The sequence below is a fragment of the Rhodococcoides sp. S146-33 genome (genome assembly GCF_059489205.1).
In genome coordinates this window covers 139,793-156,836 of the sequence record NZ_JCAJWY010000003.1, presented here as the reverse complement: position 1 = coordinate 156,836, position 17,044 = coordinate 139,793, and the positions used below count along the sequence as shown (strand labels likewise).

The window sequence follows — 17,044 nt, the reverse complement described above, 5'->3', positions numbered from 1 at the left end:
CGGGAATTTCAGTACGGTCAGCATCGGCCGGAAAGTTCGGCCGAACTCCGGTCCGCAGCGCCAAACCTCGTCCCGCGGATACCGGAACACCCTCGACGATCACCCAGGGGACGAGGACGGGGGACCCACGTCCTCCACGGACAACCGGGAAGTTGTCGCAACTCACGACGTTGCACCGACTTCCCTTGGGGTGAAGCCCAATTGCCCATTCGAGAAGAATGAGCGAAAAGGCCGGGCTACCTCTCAGCCCGAACCCGACAGCTGACCTCGCAGGCGCGTGTGGAGAGGATTTCAACTCGTATGAGCGGACGTCATCGCAAGCCGAGCACCACTGGCAAGACCGTCGCCAAGGTCGCTGTCACCGGAGCCATCATGAGCACCGCGGGCATTGCCTTCACCGGCACCGCAAACGCGGCACCGGATTCCGACTGGGATCGCCTTGCACAGTGTGAAGCCGGCGGCAACTGGGGCATCAACACCGGCAACGGCTTCCAGGGCGGGTTGCAGTTCTCCCCCAGCACCTGGAACGCACACGGCGGCCAGCAGTACGCAGCCACGGCCAACCAGGCCAGCCGCGAAGAGCAGATCGCAGTCGCAGAGAAGGTCCTCGACTCGCAGGGCTGGGGCGCATGGCCGTCCTGCTCCTCGAGCCTCGGCCTGAGCAGCGCGCCGACCGAGCGCAGCGTTCCGGTCACTCCGAAGGCACCCCAACTTCCCGAGGTTCCCGAGTTGACGGCGGCAGTGGACAGCTCCGCCGAGGTCGTCAACGGCATCGTCGCCGCCGTGCAGAACATCACCAACGATCCGGCCATCGCCTCGTTCGTCCAGAACGCAGCGCAGGGCATTCAGCTCGATCCGCAGATCGTGAACTTCTACCAGGCCAACAAGGCATTCCTGCCTCAGTAAGCGCCTGCGACGGTTCGCATCTCGTACGAAAAAAGCCCCCGACATCGTCGGGGGCTTTTCTCGTGCTGCGTGGCCTTGGCTACCGGTTGACCACGGTCACCGGATGCGCGTAGGGCAGGTCTTCGACGGGCAGCGGGAACTCGGTGTCCTCACCGAAGGGCGACAAGCCACCCGATCGAGCGGACGAGAGTTCGGTCACCGCGTGGTCACCGCGAGCGGTGTCCGGCCAGCCTGGATCGACATAGGGCTTCTTCGACTTGTTCACCATGCGCCTATTTTGACACCTGCACTGCGGCAAGCACCAGCCCAGGTCTCTAATCTGATAGACGATGACCGACACGACTGTGCCTCGACACACCGACACGCCCCCCGATCTACCCCAGTGGATCGCAGCTCGCTCCGACGCCGAGCTGATCAAGGCCATGTCGCTGCGTCCCGATCTGACCGCTCCGCCGCCCGCCTCCCTGGCCGTGCTCGCCGGACGGGCCGAGCAGCGCCGGTCGATTCTGCACACCGCGGACACCCTCGACACACTCGCCCTGACCGTCCTCGAGATCCTCGCCATCGAAGAGGCCTACGAGCGGCCCGTCACCCGCGCCGCACTCCTGTCCGCGATAGCGAAACGCGCACCGGCCAAGAGCGTCGACAAGGCTCTGGCTCAGCTCCGCGAGCGGTTGCTGGTGTGGGGCGACGCGTCCGGTCTCCGAATCAGCGCCACCGCCGCGGACGCCGTGCCGTGGCGCATCGGGCGCGCGCTCGATCCGGTCGACAATCTCACCGAGTCGCACATCACCGCAGCTCTCGCAGAACTGGGCGACGGGGAACGCAATCTGCTCGACACCCTCGCCAGATCGTCCCCGACCGGCCGCACCCGAGACGCGGCACCGGGCACTCCGCCGGACCGGCCGGTGCAGAAGCTGCTCGCCGCCGGCCTGCTGATCTGGCTGGACGAGCAAACCGTCGAGCTGCCCGTCCAGGTGGGGCAGATTCTGCGCGGCGAGCCGATGTCCGACCCACGGTCGCTCGCCGAGCCGAAACTCCCCACCAAGACACAGTCGCTCACCGACGTCGATGCCGCTGCCGCAGGCGAGGCGCTCGAACTCGGTCGGCATTGCGCCCTGATCATCGAAGCCCTGTCCGCCTCGCCTGCCCCTGCCCTCAAAGCAGGTGGACTCGGCGTACGCGAGCTCCGCAAGGTCACCAAGGCAACCGGCCTCGACGACGACCGCGTCAGCATCCTCGTCGAACTGCTCGCAGCAGCCCATCTGATCTCCAGCGGAACACCGGACCCGGTTCCCACATCCGACACCGGCGACGACTACTGGGCTCCCACACCCGCAGTCGACGCCTGGCTCACCGCTGCCCCGGCGGCCCGCTGGCACACGCTCGCGTCCGCCTGGCTCGAGGTGCCGCGGGCGCCGTGGGTCATCGGGATGCGCGACCCCAACGACAAGCCCATCGCCGCACTGTCCGAGGAAGTCCGCTCTCCGGCAGCACCGCGGGATCGACGGATGATCCTGGAACTGCTCGCCGAACTCGGCAGTGGCCACTCGGCCGAGCCGGCGGATCTCGCCCGAACCCTGGCGTGGCGTCGTCCCCGCTGGTCCGGACGGTTCGGCGTGACGCCCGTCGGACACGTCGTCGCCGAAGCAACCGCTCTGGGAATCGTCGCCCGCGGAGCGATGTCGACCCCGGGACGCTCGCTGCTGCACGACGGCAACGCGGAGGCCGACATGCGCGCCGCCCTGCCCCAACCCATCGACTACGTCCTGGTGCAGGCCGACCTCACGCTGGTGGCCCCCGGTCCGCTCGAGCCGGACCTGCACGATCGGATCGAACTGGTCGCCGATGTGGAATCCGCAGGCGCAGCGACGATGTACCGGATCAGCGACACGAGCCTGCGACGCGCCCTCGACGTGGGACTGAGCGCATCCGAGCTGCACGCGTTGTTCGCGACCCACTCACGCACACCGGTGCCGCAGGCCTTGACCTATCTCATCGACGACGTGGCGCGCCGACACGGTCGCCTGCGTGCCGGCGTCGCCTCGTCGTTCGTCCGATGCGAGGATCCGGCGTTGCTGGCGGAGGTGATGGCGTCCCCGGCCGCAGAATCGCTGGCCCTTCGTGCCCTCGCCCCGACCGTCGCGATCTCGCAGGCCCCGCTCGCCGAGGTACTGACGGTGCTGGCCGGGGCCGGGTTCGCGCCTGCAGGCGAGGACTCGTCCGGAACCATCGTCGATCTGCGCGCCCGCGGTTCGCGGGTATCGGCGAGGCGTCCACGCCAGACGTTCCGCACTCCGGCTGTGCCCACCGAGGAACAGCTGGGTTCGTTGGTGCGCGGGATGCGTGCGGCCGACCGGGCAGCAGGCAACGCCGGCGCGGTGGTGCGCGCCGACGGATCTCGTGCCAGCAGCACCGCCACGATGACGCTGTTGCAGACGGCAGCCAAGGTCAAACGCAGCGTCAGCATCGGTTACGTCGATGCACAGGGAGTCGCGACCCATCGGATCGTCGATCCGATCAGCATCGGCGGCGGCCAACTCGACGCGTTCGACCCCGCCACCGGAGGGGTTCGGCGCTTCACCCTGCATCGCATCACCTCGGTCGCTCTGGTCGAGTAGTTCGACGCTCACGTGCGCACGCGCCCCTACCTGTGGACAATGGAGAAGTTGCGCTCTTTCGGGCGCGGCGGAAGTCTCTAGGAGGAACCGTGACCGACGGCCCGCTGATCGTTCAGTCCGACAAAACGCTGTTGCTCGAGATCGATCACGAGCTCGCGGGTGCAGCGCGGGCGGCCATCGCACCGTTCGCGGAGCTCGAACGTGCCCCCGAGCACGTGCACACGTATCGCATCACCCCGCTGGCCCTGTGGAACGCGCGCGCGGCCGGCCACGACGCCGAGCAGGTGGTCGACGCGCTGGTGAACTTCTCCCGTTACGCGGTGCCGCAGCCGCTGCTGGTCGACATCGTCGACACCATGGCTCGCTACGGCCGATTGCAGTTGGTCAAGAGCCCGATCCACGGCCTGGCTCTGATCAGTCTCGACCGCGCCGTGCTCACAGAAGTGATGCGCCACAAGAAGATTGCGCCGATGCTCGGTGCCATGGTGGACGAGGACACCGTCATCGTCCACCCGAGCGAGCGCGGCCACCTCAAGCAGATGCTGCTCAAGATCGGGTGGCCCGCCGAGGACCTGGCCGGATACGTGGACGGCGAAGCGCACCCCATCGAACTCGACACCGAGGGTGGCAAGTGGACACTGCGCGACTACCAGGAGATGGCGGCGGATTCGTTCTGGGCCGGCGGCTCGGGCGTCGTCGTGCTGCCGTGTGGTGCCGGCAAGACCATGGTCGGCGCAGCGGCAATGGCCAGAGCCAAGGCGACCACGCTGATTCTGGTCACCAACACCGTCGCCGGTCGGCAGTGGAAACGCGAACTCATTGCGCGCACCTCGCTCACCGAGGAGGAAATAGGCGAGTATTCGGGGGAGCGAAAAGAGATTCGCCCTGTGACAATCGCCACCTACCAGGTGATCACGCGTCGCACCAAGGGTGAATACAAGCACCTGGAACTGTTCGACTCCCGCGACTGGGGACTGGTGATCTACGACGAGGTCCATCTGCTCCCCGCCCCGGTGTTCCGCATGACGGCAGATCTGCAGTCGCGTCGACGCCTCGGCCTGACGGCAACCCTCGTCCGCGAGGACGGGCGCGAGGGCGACGTTTTCTCGCTGATCGGCCCGAAGCGCTACGACGCGCCCTGGAAGGACATCGAGGCGCAGGGGTGGATCGCCCCGGCGGAGTGCATCGAAGTGCGTGTCACCCTGACCGACGCCGAGCGCATGTCGTACGCCGTCGCCGAACCCGAGGAGCGCTACAAGCTCTGCTCGACGGCGCACACCAAGATCGCCGTCGTGAAATCGATCCTGGCGAAACACCAGAACGCTCCGACGCTGGTGATCGGCGCGTACCTCGATCAGCTGAACGAGCTTGGCGAAGCCCTGAACGCGCCGGTGATCCAGGGCTCGACCAAGAACAAGGAACGCGAGGTGCTGTTCGACGCCTTCCGCAAGGGAGAGATTCAGACGCTCGTCGTGAGCAAGGTGGCGAACTTCTCGATCGACCTTCCCGAAGCATCTGTCGCAGTACAGGTTTCGGGCACCTTCGGATCGAGGCAGGAGGAGGCGCAGCGCCTCGGGCGACTGCTCCGACCCAAGCACGACGGCGGTCAGGCCCATTTCTACTCGGTGGTCTCGCGCGACACTCTCGACGCCGAGTACGCCGCGCACCGCCAGCGTTTCCTCGCCGAGCAGGGGTACGCGTACCGCATCACCGACGCCGACGACCTGCTGGGCCCGGCCATCTGAGGCTTCGTGTCCGCATCGGCGGCGTGCTAGGAATAGCAGTGTGCGCCGATTCGAGTTCCCTGTAGACGTAGCCCACGCGAAGTCGGTCAACGAGACGTTCACCGAGCTTCGCAGGCTGCGTGCCTCCGCGGCGCTCACCGCAGTGATCCTGACTGCCCTGGGGGTGTGGTTCGTCTGGATCGGCACCGCGTGGTCCTACATCCTCGGCGCGGTGTTCCTCATCGGTGCGGCCACCTCGCTGTGGGTGATGCTCTGGGCACCACGGAAGATGGGGTCCATCGAATCACAATATGCTGCAGGCGAACTGGTCCCCGCGATGGTGGCCGAGACACGACCGGGCGGGGCGCTGCTGCTGGCCCTGATCGATATCGGCAAGCCCGGGGTGGACGAACCGTACTACGTGCTGATCACCCGTAGCGTCCGGGCGCTGCCCGGCCACGCGATGGAGCGGGGTGCGCAGGTGCCTGCAGTGTCGGTGCTCGCAGATCGTGGCCGGAACAAGGGCGGGCGAACATGGCAGTTGGTCTCGGCGATGCCCATCGCCTGGGGCACTCCCGATCCAACGGTTCTCGCTCGCGCAACCGACGAGATCACCGAGGGAGAGTGGGCGTTGCTGCACGCGAACATCGGCTTGTCCGAGAAGGTCCGCAAGGCCAAGAACCAACAGTTGCTCATCGACCCGGCGGATCTTCCCGACGATCTGCGGCGACCTACGCGAGAGTCGGAATGACCTCGCGCTCGAAGAGTTCGATGCCGGAGCGGTCGTAAGCAGCTTCCGGGAAGTAGAAGATTCCGTACGTCATCCCCTGCTCCTGCAGCGCCGTCAGGTTCTGGGCGATCTGCTCGGGGGTTCCCACGGCCGGCATGCCGCGGAACGCCGTCAGAGCTCCTTCGGCCTTGTCCGCACCCACGTATTCGGTGAGCCGACTCTCCAGGGCGCGGAGCTTGTCTTCCACCTCCGACTCGGTCGACCCGATGACGACGTTGTAGTTCGCCGAGCGGACGATGGCATCGAAATCGGTGCCCACGGTGGCGCAATGCTCACGCAGCAGCGCCGATTTGGCGGCGAATCCGGTGGGGGTTCCATCGAAGTTCGTGTAGTTCGCGTACTTCGCGGCGATCTTCAGGGTGACCTTCTCGCCCCCGCCTGCGATCCACAGCGGTATTCCGCCCTCCTGCAGCGGCAGCGGCCGGACCACGGCGCCGTCTATCTGGTAGTGCTCTCCGTCGAGAAACACCTCGCCGGCCGTCCATGCCTGCTTGAAGATCTGCACGCCCTCGTCCAGCCGGGCCAATCGTTCACCCGCAGAGGGGAACCCGTAACCGTAGGCGCGGAACTCGTGCTCGTGCCAACCGCCGCCGATACCCATCTCGACGCGTCCGCCGGAAATGATGTCCACCGTGGCAGCAACTTTGGCGAGGTAGGCCGGATTGCGGTACGACATCGCGGTGCACATCTGGCCGAGCCTGATCCGGGACGTGCTCGCGGCCAGTGCGGACATCAGCGACCATGCCTCGTGCGTCGCCTCGTCGGTCGCGGTGGGAACGGTGTGGAAGTGGTCGTACACCCACAGTGACTCCCACGGACCGGCCTCGGCGGTGAGCGCGTGCTCACGCAGCACATTCCAGTGCCGGGAGGGGTCGATACCGACCAGATCCAGGCGCCAACCCTGTGGGACGAACAATCCGAATCGCATGACAGGCACAGTACAGATGCAGGGCGAACGCCCGGTTCCGGCCGGTGAACTACGCTGGACGAATGTCCGAGATGCTGCCCTCGCGCACGGTGGCGCGCCTGCGCCCGTTCGCATCGACGATCTTCGCGGAAATGACCGCTCTGGCGGTGGCGAAGAACGCCGTCAACCTGGGGCAGGGATTTCCCGATACCGACGGGCCGCCTGCCATGCTCGAGGCCGCCCGTGAGGCCATTGCGAACGGACTCAACCAGTACTCCCCCGGCCCCGGCATGCCGGTACTGCGCAACGCCGTTGCAGCCGACCGGGAACGGCGATTCGGGCTGCGCTACGACCCCGACTCGCAGGTTCTGATCACCGTCGGTGCCACCGAGGCAATATCCGCCTCGCTACTCGGCCTGATCGAGCCGGGTGACGAGGTGCTGCTGATCGAGCCGTTCTACGACTCGTACGCGGCCGCCGTGGCTCTTGCCGGGGCGACCCGCACCGCCGTGCCGCTGGTGTCCGACGGAAACGGGTGGACCGTCGACACCGACGCGCTCGGTCGTGCCGTCGGTCCCAGAACACGCATGCTGATCGTCAACTCGCCGCACAATCCCACCGGTACCGTCTTCGACCGCGACACCATGGTCCGTATCGCCGAGATCGCCGTCGAACACGACTTGCTCGTCCTCACCGACGAGGTCTACGAGCACCTGACCTTCGACGGAACGGTGCACACGCCGATCGCAACCCTGCCGGGGATGTTCGAGCGCACCGTCACCGTCTCCAGTGCCGCGAAGACTTTCAACGCGACCGGATGGAAGACGGGCTGGGCGCTCGGCCCTTCCCGATTGATCGACGCCGTCCGCGCCGCCAAACAGTTCATGAGCTTCGTCGGCGGCACTCCCTTTCAGCCGGCCGTCGCCTACGCCCTCGAGCACGAGCAGCCGTGGATCGCTTCGATGCGCGACGGGCTGCAGCGTAAACGAGACACGCTCTCGGACGCCCTTGCGGCTGCCGGCGCAGACGTGAAGTACAGCGCCGGAACATATTTCGTGTGCGCCGACATAGCGCCTATCGGGCGTGGGGACGCGTACGAATTCTGCCGCTCCCTGCCGGATCTGGTGGGCGTCGCCGCGGTTCCGGTCACGGCCTTCGTGGACGAACCAACTCCCTGGAAGTCGTTGGTACGCTTCGCTTTCTGCAAGCAGGACGAGGTACTCGCCGACGCAGCCGAGAGGTTACGGAGATTGTGACTCCGCAGCCGACGATCCCGGCGTATTTCGTGAGGCAGGCCGTCGACCTCGCCACGAGCGGCGGGATGGATCTGACCTACCCGTTGTCGATGGCCGGGATCGGGCCGACCATTCTCGGAAACCCGGCCGAACGGCTGACCACCCGCCAGGTCACGGCCTTCACCCAGGCAGTCTGGGCGATGACCGGCGACGAACTGTTCGGCCTCGCCGCAGTACCGGTGAGACGCGGCAGCTTTCGCGTGATCTGCCAGACCCTGATTCATTCGGAGAACCTCTGGGCGGCGCTGATCAGGATGTCCGAAACCATGCGGGTGCTGATTCCGGTGCGCCCCATGACCTTGGACCGAACCGAGGAGTCCACGGTGTTGACGGTCCACGTCACGCCCACGACTCATCTGACTGCGGAAGCCAACGCCCTCGCCGAACGCTTGCTGACCGACTTCCTGCTGATTCTGCTGCATCGATTCGCGGCGTGGCTCATCGGGAACCGGGTCAAACTGCTGTCGGTGCAGCTTCCGTATTCGCTTCCCGGTCCCGAGGCCGGAAAGATGTACGACTCCATCTTCGGGACGCACGTCGAGTTCGGAACCGACCGCGCCACATTGGAATTCGACAGTGCAGTGATGCGAGCACCGATAGTGCAGACCGAGGACACCCTCGCCGAGTATCTCGCCGAGTCACCCAATCTGCTGTTCTCGTCGAGGGATTACGACAGCACCGCGTCGAGCCAGGTTCGCCGGGCGCTCGAGACCGGCTTCAAAGGCGGCGCGCCGGGCACCGACGACATCGCCGCGATGCTCAACATCAGTCCGCCGCACCTGCGACGCGTCCTTCGGCAGGAGGGCACCTCGATCAACCAGCTGCGCGAAGAAGTACTGCGCGATGCGGCAATTTCCGGTTTGAGCCGCGGAGACAGCGTCGACGACATCTCGGCCCGACTCGGCTTCTCCGAACCCAGCGCGTTCCGCCGTGCATTCAAGCGCTGGACCGGTCAGACCCCCGGCTCGTACCGGGTCAGCTGACGCAGAACTCGTTGCCCTCCGGGTCGGTCATGGTGATCCAGACGCTCGGACCCTGCTGGCCCCGATGAAGTACCGACGCACCCCGCGCTTCGAGTTCCGTCACTACCGATTCACGCTCGTCACCGACGCGGATGTCGAGGTGCAACCGATTCTTCGCCGACTTGGGCTCCTGGACCGACTGGAACAACACCCTCGGGCTGCCGGGCGAGTCGGGATCGGTGATGCCCTGGCCTGCTCGCCACACCAGGACACCCTCGTAGACCGTCGTGTCCTCGTCGCGGGCGTGGCCTGCGGCGACCATCTCGCGAATGAAGTCCTCGTTGCTGGGTTCGACCTGCCAACCCAGCGTCTGCGCCCACCATGTCGCCAGCGCATGGGGGTCGGTGCTGTCCACAACAACCTGTATTGCGTGTCCCATGGTGGGACGATACCGCCGGTCGGTGGAAATGGGAACACCTGTTCGATACAGTCGAACCATGTCGCTCGCGATGCAAGGTTCGCTCTTCGGTGACGACGACGGTGGCGTCGGGTCGCTGCAGTCCGTCACCCGACGGGAGCTCACGCTCGGTGCCTGGATCGACGTACGCCCGGGTTGGTTGTCCGATTCCCACCTCTTCGACTCCCTGGTGACCGACGTGGATTGGCGCGCCGAACGCAGACAGATGTACGACCGCGTGGTCGATGTACCGCGTCTGGTTCGGTTCTACGCCGAGCGCGAGCGCTGGCCGAACGCGGCACTGTACGACGCGCGTGCCGCGCTCGACGATCACTACCGCCCCGAGCTCGGCGAGTCCTTCGCCACCGCGGGGCTGTGCTACTACCGCAACGGGTCCGACAGCGTCGCCTGGCACGGCGACAACATCGGCCGCAGCGCCACCGAGGACACCATGGTCGCGATCGTCTCGCTCGGTGCCACAAGACAACTCATGCTTCGGCCTCGCGGCGGCGGTACGTCGCTGAAGTTCACGCTCGGACACGGAGATCTGGTGGTGATGGGCGGATCCTGTCAGCGGACGTGGGAGCACGCGATCCCCAAGTCCACCCGCGCGACCGGCCCACGCATCAGCGTGCAGTTCCGGCCGCGCGGGGTCCGCTAACGCGCGGTACGCGAGCTCCGACGCGCCTCCACGGCCGCAGCGAGGGCATTCAATTGTGTTGCCGTGGTATCCCAGTCGAGGCAGGCGTCGGTGATCGACTGCCCGTACACCAGATCCTCGCGGTGCCCGAGTTCGAGATCCTGACGCCCCGCCACCAGGAAGCTTTCGAGCATGAGCCCGACGATGCCGTGTTCGCCTGCTGCGACTCGGCCGGCCACATCGGTGACCACGTCGACCTGCTTGTTGTGGTCCTTGCGGCTGTTGCCGTGACTGGCGTCGATGACGACACGCTCCGGCAGACCCGACTTACGCAGTCGCGCAACGGTATCGGCGACCGATTCGGCATGGTAGTTCGGTCCGTCGACGCCCCCGCGGAGAATGACGTGGCAGTCCGGGTTTCCGACGGTCCGAATCAGCGCCGCCTTGCCGTCGAGATCGGTTCCGGGGAAGACATGGCTCGCGGCCGCAGCACGGGTTCCGTCGACCGCTACCTGGATGTCGCCCTCGGTGGAGTTCTTGATCCCCACCGGCATCGACAGCGCGCTGCACAGCTGACGGTGCACCTGGCTCGCAGCGGTCCGTGCTCCGATGGCACCGTAGCTCACCAGATCTGCGATGTACTGCGGGGTGATCGGGTCGAGGAATTCACATCCGACAGGCAGGCCGAGCGCCGAGATGTCCAGCAGCAGTTGGCGTCCCACTCGGAGGCCCTCGTTGATGTCGAAGCTGCCGTCGAGGTGCGGGTCGTTGATCAGGCCTTTCCAGCCCAGCGTCGTCCGGGGCTTCTCGAAGTAGACCCGCATGACGATGTGCAGTCGATCGCCCAACTCGGCTGCCGTGGCGGCAAGCCGGCGGGCGTACTCGAGGGCAGCATCGGTGTCATGCACCGAACACGGGCCGACGACGACGATCAGTCGATCGTCGCGGCCGTCGAGAATGTCGACGACACCGGAGCGTCCGGTACGGACACTCGCCGAGATCGCGTCGTCGACTGCATGTTCGCGGCGCACGACCGACGGCGCAACCAGCGGACTGATGCTGATCGTCCGTTGATCATCGAGTGACGGGGTGTCGAGGGAGAGCGTCATGAGAGGGTTCCTGTTCCCAGGCCGGCTCAACATGCTCCACGCACACTTCGAGCCGGTCTGTATCCGGCTCGTGGGGTGGAGGTCAGCGCATGGCGTCGCTGGCTGACCCACCCGGGGCCGGCCTGCTAAACCAGAAATACATGCGCTGCATGCAGAGCACCGTAACAGATGGATCGATCGCGAAGTCAGCTCGGACAGTTTTAGGCTAGGGTTCCCTGACTACGTCCGATCTGTGAAAGAGAACGAAGTGAAACGTCTACTCCTGGCCACCACGATCGCCGCAGTCACCGCGCTGACCACTGTCGCCTGCGCCGGCACCGCCGAGCAGACCGCCACTTTCTCCACCAGTACCGAAGCGGCCACCGGTGACGCCGGGACGGACGCACCGGGACCGACCGGCATCCCCGACGGAATGGGTTCGGGAGCTTCGGACGGAGTGTTCCCGCGCACGGTCGGCCACTTCGGCGGCTCCACCGACATCCCCGCCGAACCGAAGAAGGTAGTCGTCATCGCTACCGGCCAGCTCGACGCGGCCCTTACACTGGGCGTCGTTCCGACCGGAGCCGCCTACGGTGACGGAGCCGACCTGGTGCCCGACTACATCAGCTTCTCGTTCCCCCAGTACACGGACCAGCTGACGCAGATGGTGGACGTGGGCAACCGCCAGAGCGTCGACATCGAAGCCATCGCCGCTACCGAACCCGACCTCATCCTGGCGAACAAGACCGGCTCCGAAGACATCTACCCGACGCTCTCGACCATCGCACCGACCGTGCTCACCGAAGGCACCGGAGTGAACTGGAAGCAGGATTTCCTACTGCTCGCCGACGCGCTGGGCCGAACCGAGCAAGCGCAGACCTTCATCGATACCTTCGTCTCCGACGCTGCAACACTGGGTAATTCGGTTTCCGGCAACGGCGCGCCCACGGTCTCCTTCGTCCGCTTCACCGCGGATCGGGCGCGAGTGTTCGGCGTGCCCTCGTTCGCCGGCTACATCGCCTGGGACGCCGGCCTGGCACGGCCCGAAAGTCAGCAGTTCGACAAGACCTCGCAGGACTTCAGCGAGGAGGAAATTCAGCTCGCGAACGCCGACTGGGTGTTCGTATCGAGCCAGGACGCGGAGGCCGATTCGAGCGCCGCGTCGTACACCACCAACCCGCTGTGGACCGGTATGAGCGCAGCCACCGAGAACCACATCGTGCGCGTCGACGACGATCCTTGGTACCTCAACGCAGGCCCGACGGCGGCAACCATCGTGCTCGACGGCCTGAAGAGCGCCCTGCAGAGCTGATCCCTCGTCGTGCGCGTTTTGCGCCCTTGAGGGTACGCAAAACGCGCACGAGGGATTTTAGGTTGCGCACGACTTAAACGTGCACTACTGTTCTTCTCGTGACCAACGAACTCGCACTCGACCGTCAGGTGTGCTTCGCGCTGTACTCCGCATCGCGGGCTACGACTGCGGTGTATCGCCCGATGCTCGACGAGCTCGGCGTCACCTACCCGCAGTACCTCGTGCTGTTGGTGCTGTGGGAGAAGGACGGGCGCGGCGTCAAGGAGATCTGCGCCGAACTCGATCTGGACACCGGCACGCTTTCGCCGATGCTCAAGCGACTCGAAGGTCTCGGTTTCATCGAGCGTCGACGACTGAGCACCGACGAACGCCGCGTCGAAATCCACCTCACCGAGACCGGTAGCGCCATGCGCGCAAAGGCACTCGACATCCCCCGCAAGCTGGCGGAGAAGACCGGCATGGGAGTCGACGATCTCGTCAGACTCAAGGACGCGCTCGACGCATTGACGAGCGCTCTACATCACACCGATTCGCTTACGACAGAAGGAGAATCATGAAGACCATCTACACCGCCGAAGCCCTCGCGACCGGAGAAGGCCGCAACGGCCACGCCCGCACCTCCGACGGACGCCTCGATCTCGACCTCGCCATCCCGGAGGCCATGGGCGGCAGCGGCAACGGCACCAACCCCGAGCAGCTCTTCGCCGCCGGTTACGCCGCATGCTTCCATTCCGCACTGCAGATGGTGGCGCGCCAGGACAAGGCCGACGTCACCGATTCGGCCGTCGGCGCTCGCGTCGACATCGGACCCAACGACGCAGGCGGCTTCCAGCTCGCCGTCACCCTCGAGGTGACGCTGCCGAACCTGAGCCGCGACGACGCACAGGCCCTGGCCGACAAAGCCCACCAGGTGTGCCCGTACTCCAACGCCACCCGCGGCAACATCGACGTCACCGTCACAGTCACCGAAGACGAGTAAGAGGAAACACCATGAAGGCACACGAAATTCACCTCGCGTCCCGCCCTCGAGGCTGGCCGACCGAAGATAATTTTCGCGCGGAGGACGTCGACCTCCCCGAACTCGCAGACGGGCAGATCCTCGTCCGCAACATCGTGATGTCGGTCGATCCGTACATGCGCGGTCGGATGAACGACGTCAAGTCGTACGTCCCGCCGTTCCAGATCGATGCACCACTCGACGGCGGTGCCGTCGGCGAGATCGTCGAGTCCAAGGCCGAGGGCTTCGCCGTCGGCGATGCGGTTCTGCACGGCAAGGGTTGGCGTGATCTCGCCATCGTCCCGGCCACCGGAGCGAGCAAAGTCGATCTCTCGGCCGCGAAGGCGTCCGCCTACCTGAGCGCACTGGGAATGACCGGAACGACGGCGTACGCCGGACTGACCGAGGTTGCCTCGTTCAAGCAGGGTGACGTCGTCTTCGTCTCCGGCGCTGCCGGCGCAGTCGGGTCGCTCGTCGGCCAGATCGCCAAGGCGCTCGGCGCTTCCCGCGTCATCGGCAGTGCGGGATCTCCCGCCAAGGTCGCTCGCCTGCTCGAGCTCGGTTTCGACGCAGCATTCGATTACCACGACGGTCCGGTTGCCGAGCAGCTCCGCAAGGCCGCACCGGACGGTATCGATGTGTACTTCGACAACGTCGGCGGGGAGCACCTCGAAGCCGCTATCGGTTCGATGAACAGGTACGGCCGAATTGCGATGTGCGGAGCCATTGCTCAGTACAACTCCACGGAGCCCACTCCCGCTCCGCGCAACCTCGTGCTGGCCATCGGCAAGGAGCTGACACTCAAGGGCTTCATCGTCGGCTCCTACGCACACGTCACCGAGGAATTCCGCGCGAAGATGACCGAGTGGCTGAACGACGGTGCCATCGAGTTCGACGAGACGGTCGTCGACGGTCTCGACAACGCTCCTTCGGCGTTCATCGGTCTGATGAAGGGCGAGAACACCGGCAAGATGGTCGTCACCATCTAGGTCGAAACCCGAGCGGTTGCACCACAGACCACACCCCGGCCGGGAATTCCGGCCGGGGTGTTTCCATGCTCGGACCGTTTACAGTCGATGCATGCCTGCCGCCCCACTGCCGTTGCGCGACGGCCTCGACCCCACTCGGGTCCGGATGCCCGACATCGCAACCGGAGCCACCGTGCTCGAGTACCTGCGTGCACGGTTCCCGCAGGACGCGGCGAGGCTGACCGAGAAAGTTGCGGGCGGCGAAATCGTGGACGCAACAGGCATTCCCATCGATGGGGCGACGATCGCGAGACCGCGTGCCGACATCTACCTCTACCGCGATCCGCCGGTGGAGCCGACGGTTCCGTTCTCCCCGGACGTCCTCCATCGCGACGAGAATTTACTGGTGGTCGACAAGCCGCATTTTCTGGCCACCACTCCGCGCGGCGCCTACGTCGCTCGCTCGGCCCTCGTTCTGCTGCGACGCCGGTTCGACCTACCCGAGCTGAGCCCGGCGCACCGTCTGGACCGGCTCACGGCAGGCGTTCTCGTGTTCACCGTGCGGCAACAGGCTCGCCGGCCGTACCAGGAACTGTTCGCTCAACGCACCATCACCAAGCAGTACGAGGCCATTGCCCCACTCGCAACCGACATCGATTTCCCGTTGACGGTACGCAGCCGAATCATCAAGGAGCGCGGCGTTCTTCAGGCCCGAGAGGTTCCGGGAGAACCCAACGCCGAGACACTCGTCGATCTGGTAGACACCATCGGATCCTATGGCCGGTATCGATTGCACCCCCGCACCGGTAAGACCCACCAACTTCGGGTTCATCTGTGCTCGTTGGGAATTCCGATCGTCGGCGACAACTTCTATCCCTCGTTCCGCGAGGTCGCCGACGACGACTACTCCGATCCACTCCGGCTGCTCGCCCGCTCGATCGAATTCGTCGATCCGCTCAGTGGGCTGGTTCGACGGTTCGAGAGCAATCGGAGTCTCGATCACCCCGCGTCACCACTCACCTGACTTGACAAATTCGTTTGCCGAAACTGCAATACAGGGATGAAGGAAGCATCGTTGAGCCTCGACGAGGTCATCGCCGGCCTCGGTCCACGTCTCAAGCGCATCAGGATGGAGAAGAACACCACGCTGGCGTCACTGTCCGAGACCACGGGAATCTCGATCAGCACGCTCTCGCGTCTCGAATCCGGCGACCGCAAACCGAGCCTGGAACTTCTGTGGCCGATAGCTCGGGCCCATCAGATGCCGCTCGACGATCTGGTGACAGCACCCCCTGTCGCCGACCCACGGGTGCGCACGACGGCCACCGTTCGCGAACACGTGACGATTCTTCCCCTGACCCTGCGTCCGGGCGGACTGCAGGCCTACAAGCTTCTCGTGAAACCGGAGGACTCCGAGCCTCGCCCCAGAACCCACGAAGGATACGAGTGGCTCTACGTGCTGAACGGCACGCTGCGACTGATTCTCGGCGAGCACGATCTGACGATGAAACCCGGTGAGGCGGCCGAATTCGACACCCGGGTGCCGCACTGGTTCGGTGCCGTGGGGAACCGGCCGGTGGAGCTGCTGAGCCTGTTCGGACCCCAGGGCGAGCGGATGCACGTGCGGGCAAAACCGACGGTATGAAATGTCGTGTCCGTGTGAGACAGTGAAGCCGCTCGACGCCAGATTCCGCCTCGGTCATCCGCACCGACAACACCATCTCGAGGAAAAAGATGACCGACAGACTGCTTGATTCACCTGCGTCTCGCACCGACGTGGACATCGCGACCGGAGTGCTCATCGGCATTCACGGTGGATCCGTCGCCGACGCCATCGACGAGCTGTTCGCAACAGCCCGGCATCATCGAGTCAGCCTGTTCGATCTGTCCCGCACCCTGATCACCGTCGCGGAGGGACGCGATATCGCACGGTCCTCGACCACCGATGCCGTGTACGCAACGTGGGGCTCGGCCCTGGGCCGTCGCGGTGCCGAGGCCGCGTTCGGCGCCGTCACCGATTCCGCAGCGGTGCCGACGGGCTAACCGCGGACGGCCGGATCGGTGCGCAGTTCCGGAAACCGGGCCGTCATCGCATCGATATGGCGGTACATCTCGTAGAGCTCGGCCCGCAGCGTCGATGCCTCGGACTCGAACGCTCGGGCTCGGGATATTGCGCGTTCCGCGCGAGCTCGAAATGCCTTGTTCTGTGCGCTTTCGATGGACGCCGAGCACGTCTTGATGTGTTCGGCCAAGCCTCGGGCGAAGACCCGCGCCTGTTCTAGATTGACGGCATAGTTGTCGTCCCTCGGTGCCGGTGAGGGTGCGCCGTTCACTGTGCCCATGAAAAGAAGTCGCCCTCGGTCGTCGTCCGGAATTT

At 65.5% G+C, this 17,044-nt stretch carries 19 protein-coding genes and 1 riboswitch; of the genes, 14 read left to right on the top strand and 5 right to left on the bottom strand.

Going from position 1 to position 17,044, the window contains the following annotated elements:
• The first annotated feature begins 90 nt into the window (after positions 1 to 90).
• Positions 91 to 292, top strand: a riboswitch (cyclic di-AMP (ydaO/yuaA leader).
• Positions 293 to 300: 8 nt separating this feature from the next.
• Complete coding sequence (locus AC5WEY_RS16385) at positions 301 to 906, top strand: transglycosylase family protein (protein WP_495646692.1); 606 nt, start codon at positions 301 to 303, stop codon at positions 904 to 906.
• Between the two features lie 79 nt (positions 907 to 985).
• Here the strand turns inward: AC5WEY_RS16385 and AC5WEY_RS16380 are convergent, their stop codons facing one another.
• Positions 986 to 1,174, bottom strand: a complete 189-nt coding sequence (locus AC5WEY_RS16380) for a hypothetical protein (protein ID WP_032395857.1) — start codon at positions 1,172 to 1,174, stop codon at positions 986 to 988.
• Positions 1,175 to 1,235: 61 nt separating this feature from the next.
• Here AC5WEY_RS16380 and AC5WEY_RS16375 point away from each other — a divergent pair, with 61 nt between their 5' ends.
• The 3 genes from AC5WEY_RS16375 to AC5WEY_RS16365 all read left to right on the top strand — a co-directional run bounded on the left by AC5WEY_RS16375 (position 1,236) and on the right by AC5WEY_RS16365 (position 6,002).
• Positions 1,236 to 3,527 carry a helicase-associated domain-containing protein gene (locus AC5WEY_RS16375; RefSeq protein WP_495646691.1) on the top strand — a complete coding sequence of 764 codons (2,292 nt, stop codon included), beginning with the start codon at positions 1,236 to 1,238 and terminating at the stop codon, positions 3,525 to 3,527.
• 89 nt (positions 3,528 to 3,616) lie between these two features.
• A complete protein-coding gene (locus AC5WEY_RS16370; protein WP_495646690.1) occupies positions 3,617 to 5,272 on the top strand; it encodes a DNA repair helicase XPB in 1,656 nt (551 codons plus the stop codon).
• A gap of 40 nt (positions 5,273 to 5,312) precedes the next feature.
• A complete protein-coding gene (locus AC5WEY_RS16365) occupies positions 5,313 to 6,002 on the top strand; it encodes a DUF3239 domain-containing protein (protein ID WP_495646689.1) in 690 nt (229 codons plus the stop codon).
• Here the strand turns inward: AC5WEY_RS16365 and AC5WEY_RS16360 are convergent.
• Positions 5,983 to 6,969, bottom strand: coding sequence for an LLM class F420-dependent oxidoreductase (locus AC5WEY_RS16360; RefSeq protein ID WP_495646688.1), 987 nt, complete (start codon positions 6,967 to 6,969; stop codon positions 5,983 to 5,985). The genes AC5WEY_RS16365 and AC5WEY_RS16360 overlap by 20 nt on opposite strands.
• Before the next feature lie 62 nt (positions 6,970 to 7,031).
• On the opposite strand from AC5WEY_RS16360, the gene AC5WEY_RS16355 reads away from it, so the two are divergent.
• Both AC5WEY_RS16355 and AC5WEY_RS16350 read left to right on the top strand, forming a co-directional pair.
• Positions 7,032 to 8,204: a pyridoxal phosphate-dependent aminotransferase gene (locus AC5WEY_RS16355; RefSeq protein WP_495646687.1), complete on the top strand. Its 1,173-nt coding sequence runs from the start codon at positions 7,032 to 7,034 to the stop codon at positions 8,202 to 8,204.
• On the top strand, positions 8,201 to 9,226 hold the full coding sequence (locus AC5WEY_RS16350) for an AraC family transcriptional regulator (protein ID WP_495646686.1): 1,026 nt from the start codon (positions 8,201 to 8,203) through the stop codon (positions 9,224 to 9,226). Before AC5WEY_RS16355 ends, AC5WEY_RS16350 begins: the two co-directional genes overlap by 4 nt.
• On the opposite strand, the gene AC5WEY_RS16345 is transcribed toward AC5WEY_RS16350, so the two are convergent.
• Entirely contained in the window at positions 9,219 to 9,644 is a 426-nt protein-coding gene (locus AC5WEY_RS16345; protein WP_495646685.1) for a VOC family protein, read from the bottom strand. The genes AC5WEY_RS16350 and AC5WEY_RS16345 overlap by 8 nt on opposite strands.
• Before the next feature lie 58 nt (positions 9,645 to 9,702).
• Between AC5WEY_RS16345 and AC5WEY_RS16340 the strand changes: the two genes are divergently transcribed.
• Positions 9,703 to 10,323 (top strand): alpha-ketoglutarate-dependent dioxygenase AlkB, encoded by a 621-nt coding sequence (locus AC5WEY_RS16340; protein WP_495646684.1) that lies wholly within the window; start codon positions 9,703 to 9,705, stop codon positions 10,321 to 10,323.
• On the opposite strand, the gene AC5WEY_RS16335 is transcribed toward AC5WEY_RS16340, so the two are convergent.
• Complete coding sequence (locus AC5WEY_RS16335) at positions 10,320 to 11,411, bottom strand: 3-deoxy-7-phosphoheptulonate synthase (protein ID WP_495646683.1); 1,092 nt, start codon at positions 11,409 to 11,411, stop codon at positions 10,320 to 10,322. The genes AC5WEY_RS16340 and AC5WEY_RS16335 overlap by 4 nt on opposite strands.
• 247 nt (positions 11,412 to 11,658) lie before the next feature.
• On the opposite strand from AC5WEY_RS16335, the gene AC5WEY_RS16330 reads away from it, so the two are divergent.
• The 7 genes from AC5WEY_RS16330 to AC5WEY_RS16300 all read left to right on the top strand — a co-directional run bounded on the left by AC5WEY_RS16330 (position 11,659) and on the right by AC5WEY_RS16300 (position 16,710).
• A complete protein-coding gene (locus tag AC5WEY_RS16330) occupies positions 11,659 to 12,702 on the top strand; it encodes an iron-siderophore ABC transporter substrate-binding protein (protein ID WP_495646682.1) in 1,044 nt (347 codons plus the stop codon).
• Between the two features lie 98 nt (positions 12,703 to 12,800).
• Positions 12,801 to 13,259: a MarR family winged helix-turn-helix transcriptional regulator gene (locus AC5WEY_RS16325; protein ID WP_495646681.1), complete on the top strand. Its 459-nt coding sequence runs from the start codon at positions 12,801 to 12,803 to the stop codon at positions 13,257 to 13,259.
• Positions 13,256 to 13,681 carry an organic hydroperoxide resistance protein gene (locus tag AC5WEY_RS16320; protein ID WP_032377436.1) on the top strand — a complete coding sequence of 142 codons (426 nt, stop codon included), beginning with the start codon at positions 13,256 to 13,258 and terminating at the stop codon, positions 13,679 to 13,681. The genes AC5WEY_RS16325 and AC5WEY_RS16320 overlap by 4 nt, the downstream gene beginning before the upstream one ends.
• Before the next feature lie 11 nt (positions 13,682 to 13,692).
• Entirely contained in the window at positions 13,693 to 14,688 is a 996-nt protein-coding gene (locus AC5WEY_RS16315) for an NADP-dependent oxidoreductase (protein ID WP_495646680.1), read from the top strand.
• A 91-nt stretch (positions 14,689 to 14,779) separates the two neighbouring features.
• Positions 14,780 to 15,691, top strand: a complete 912-nt coding sequence (locus AC5WEY_RS16310) for a pseudouridine synthase (RefSeq protein WP_495646679.1) — start codon at positions 14,780 to 14,782, stop codon at positions 15,689 to 15,691.
• A 36-nt stretch (positions 15,692 to 15,727) separates the two neighbouring features.
• A complete protein-coding gene (locus tag AC5WEY_RS16305; RefSeq protein ID WP_057479299.1) occupies positions 15,728 to 16,312 on the top strand; it encodes a helix-turn-helix domain-containing protein in 585 nt (194 codons plus the stop codon).
• An 89-nt stretch (positions 16,313 to 16,401) separates the two neighbouring features.
• Positions 16,402 to 16,710 (top strand): ANTAR domain-containing protein, encoded by a 309-nt coding sequence (locus AC5WEY_RS16300; protein WP_495646678.1) that lies wholly within the window; start codon positions 16,402 to 16,404, stop codon positions 16,708 to 16,710.
• Here AC5WEY_RS16300 and AC5WEY_RS16295 read toward each other — a convergent pair.
• The gene (locus AC5WEY_RS16295) at positions 16,707 to 17,009 is read right to left on the bottom strand and encodes a hypothetical protein (RefSeq protein WP_495646677.1); all 303 of its coding nucleotides are present in this window, start codon (positions 17,007 to 17,009) and stop codon (positions 16,707 to 16,709) included. The genes AC5WEY_RS16300 and AC5WEY_RS16295 overlap by 4 nt on opposite strands.
• Between the last annotated feature and the right edge of the window lie 35 nt (positions 17,010 to 17,044).

Bases quoted from the DNA above. Each gene is read 5' to 3' on its own strand.
- AC5WEY_RS16335 (WP_495646683.1), bottom strand. From the start codon at position 11,411: ATGACGCTCTCCCTCGACACCCCGTCACTCGATGATCAACGGACGATC.
- AC5WEY_RS16345 (WP_495646685.1), bottom strand. From the start codon at position 9,644: ATGGGACACGCAATACAGGTTGTTGTGGACAGCACCGACCCCCATGCG.
- AC5WEY_RS16310 (WP_495646679.1), top strand. From the start codon at position 14,780: ATGCCTGCCGCCCCACTGCCGTTGCGCGACGGCCTCGACCCCACTCGG.
- AC5WEY_RS16360 (WP_495646688.1), bottom strand. From the start codon at position 6,969: ATGCGATTCGGATTGTTCGTCCCACAGGGTTGGCGCCTGGATCTGGTC.
- AC5WEY_RS16385 (WP_495646692.1), top strand. From the start codon at position 301: ATGAGCGGACGTCATCGCAAGCCGAGCACCACTGGCAAGACCGTCGCC.
- AC5WEY_RS16375 (WP_495646691.1), top strand. From the start codon at position 1,236: ATGACCGACACGACTGTGCCTCGACACACCGACACGCCCCCCGATCTA.
- AC5WEY_RS16300 (WP_495646678.1), top strand. From the start codon at position 16,402: ATGACCGACAGACTGCTTGATTCACCTGCGTCTCGCACCGACGTGGAC.
- AC5WEY_RS16305 (WP_057479299.1), top strand. From the start codon at position 15,728: ATGAAGGAAGCATCGTTGAGCCTCGACGAGGTCATCGCCGGCCTCGGT.
- AC5WEY_RS16315 (WP_495646680.1), top strand. From the start codon at position 13,693: ATGAAGGCACACGAAATTCACCTCGCGTCCCGCCCTCGAGGCTGGCCG.
- AC5WEY_RS16295 (WP_495646677.1), bottom strand. From the start codon at position 17,009: ATGGGCACAGTGAACGGCGCACCCTCACCGGCACCGAGGGACGACAAC.
- AC5WEY_RS16355 (WP_495646687.1), top strand. From the start codon at position 7,032: ATGTCCGAGATGCTGCCCTCGCGCACGGTGGCGCGCCTGCGCCCGTTC.
- AC5WEY_RS16340 (WP_495646684.1), top strand. From the start codon at position 9,703: ATGTCGCTCGCGATGCAAGGTTCGCTCTTCGGTGACGACGACGGTGGC.
- AC5WEY_RS16320 (WP_032377436.1), top strand. From the start codon at position 13,256: ATGAAGACCATCTACACCGCCGAAGCCCTCGCGACCGGAGAAGGCCGC.
- AC5WEY_RS16380 (WP_032395857.1), bottom strand. From the start codon at position 1,174: ATGGTGAACAAGTCGAAGAAGCCCTATGTCGATCCAGGCTGGCCGGAC.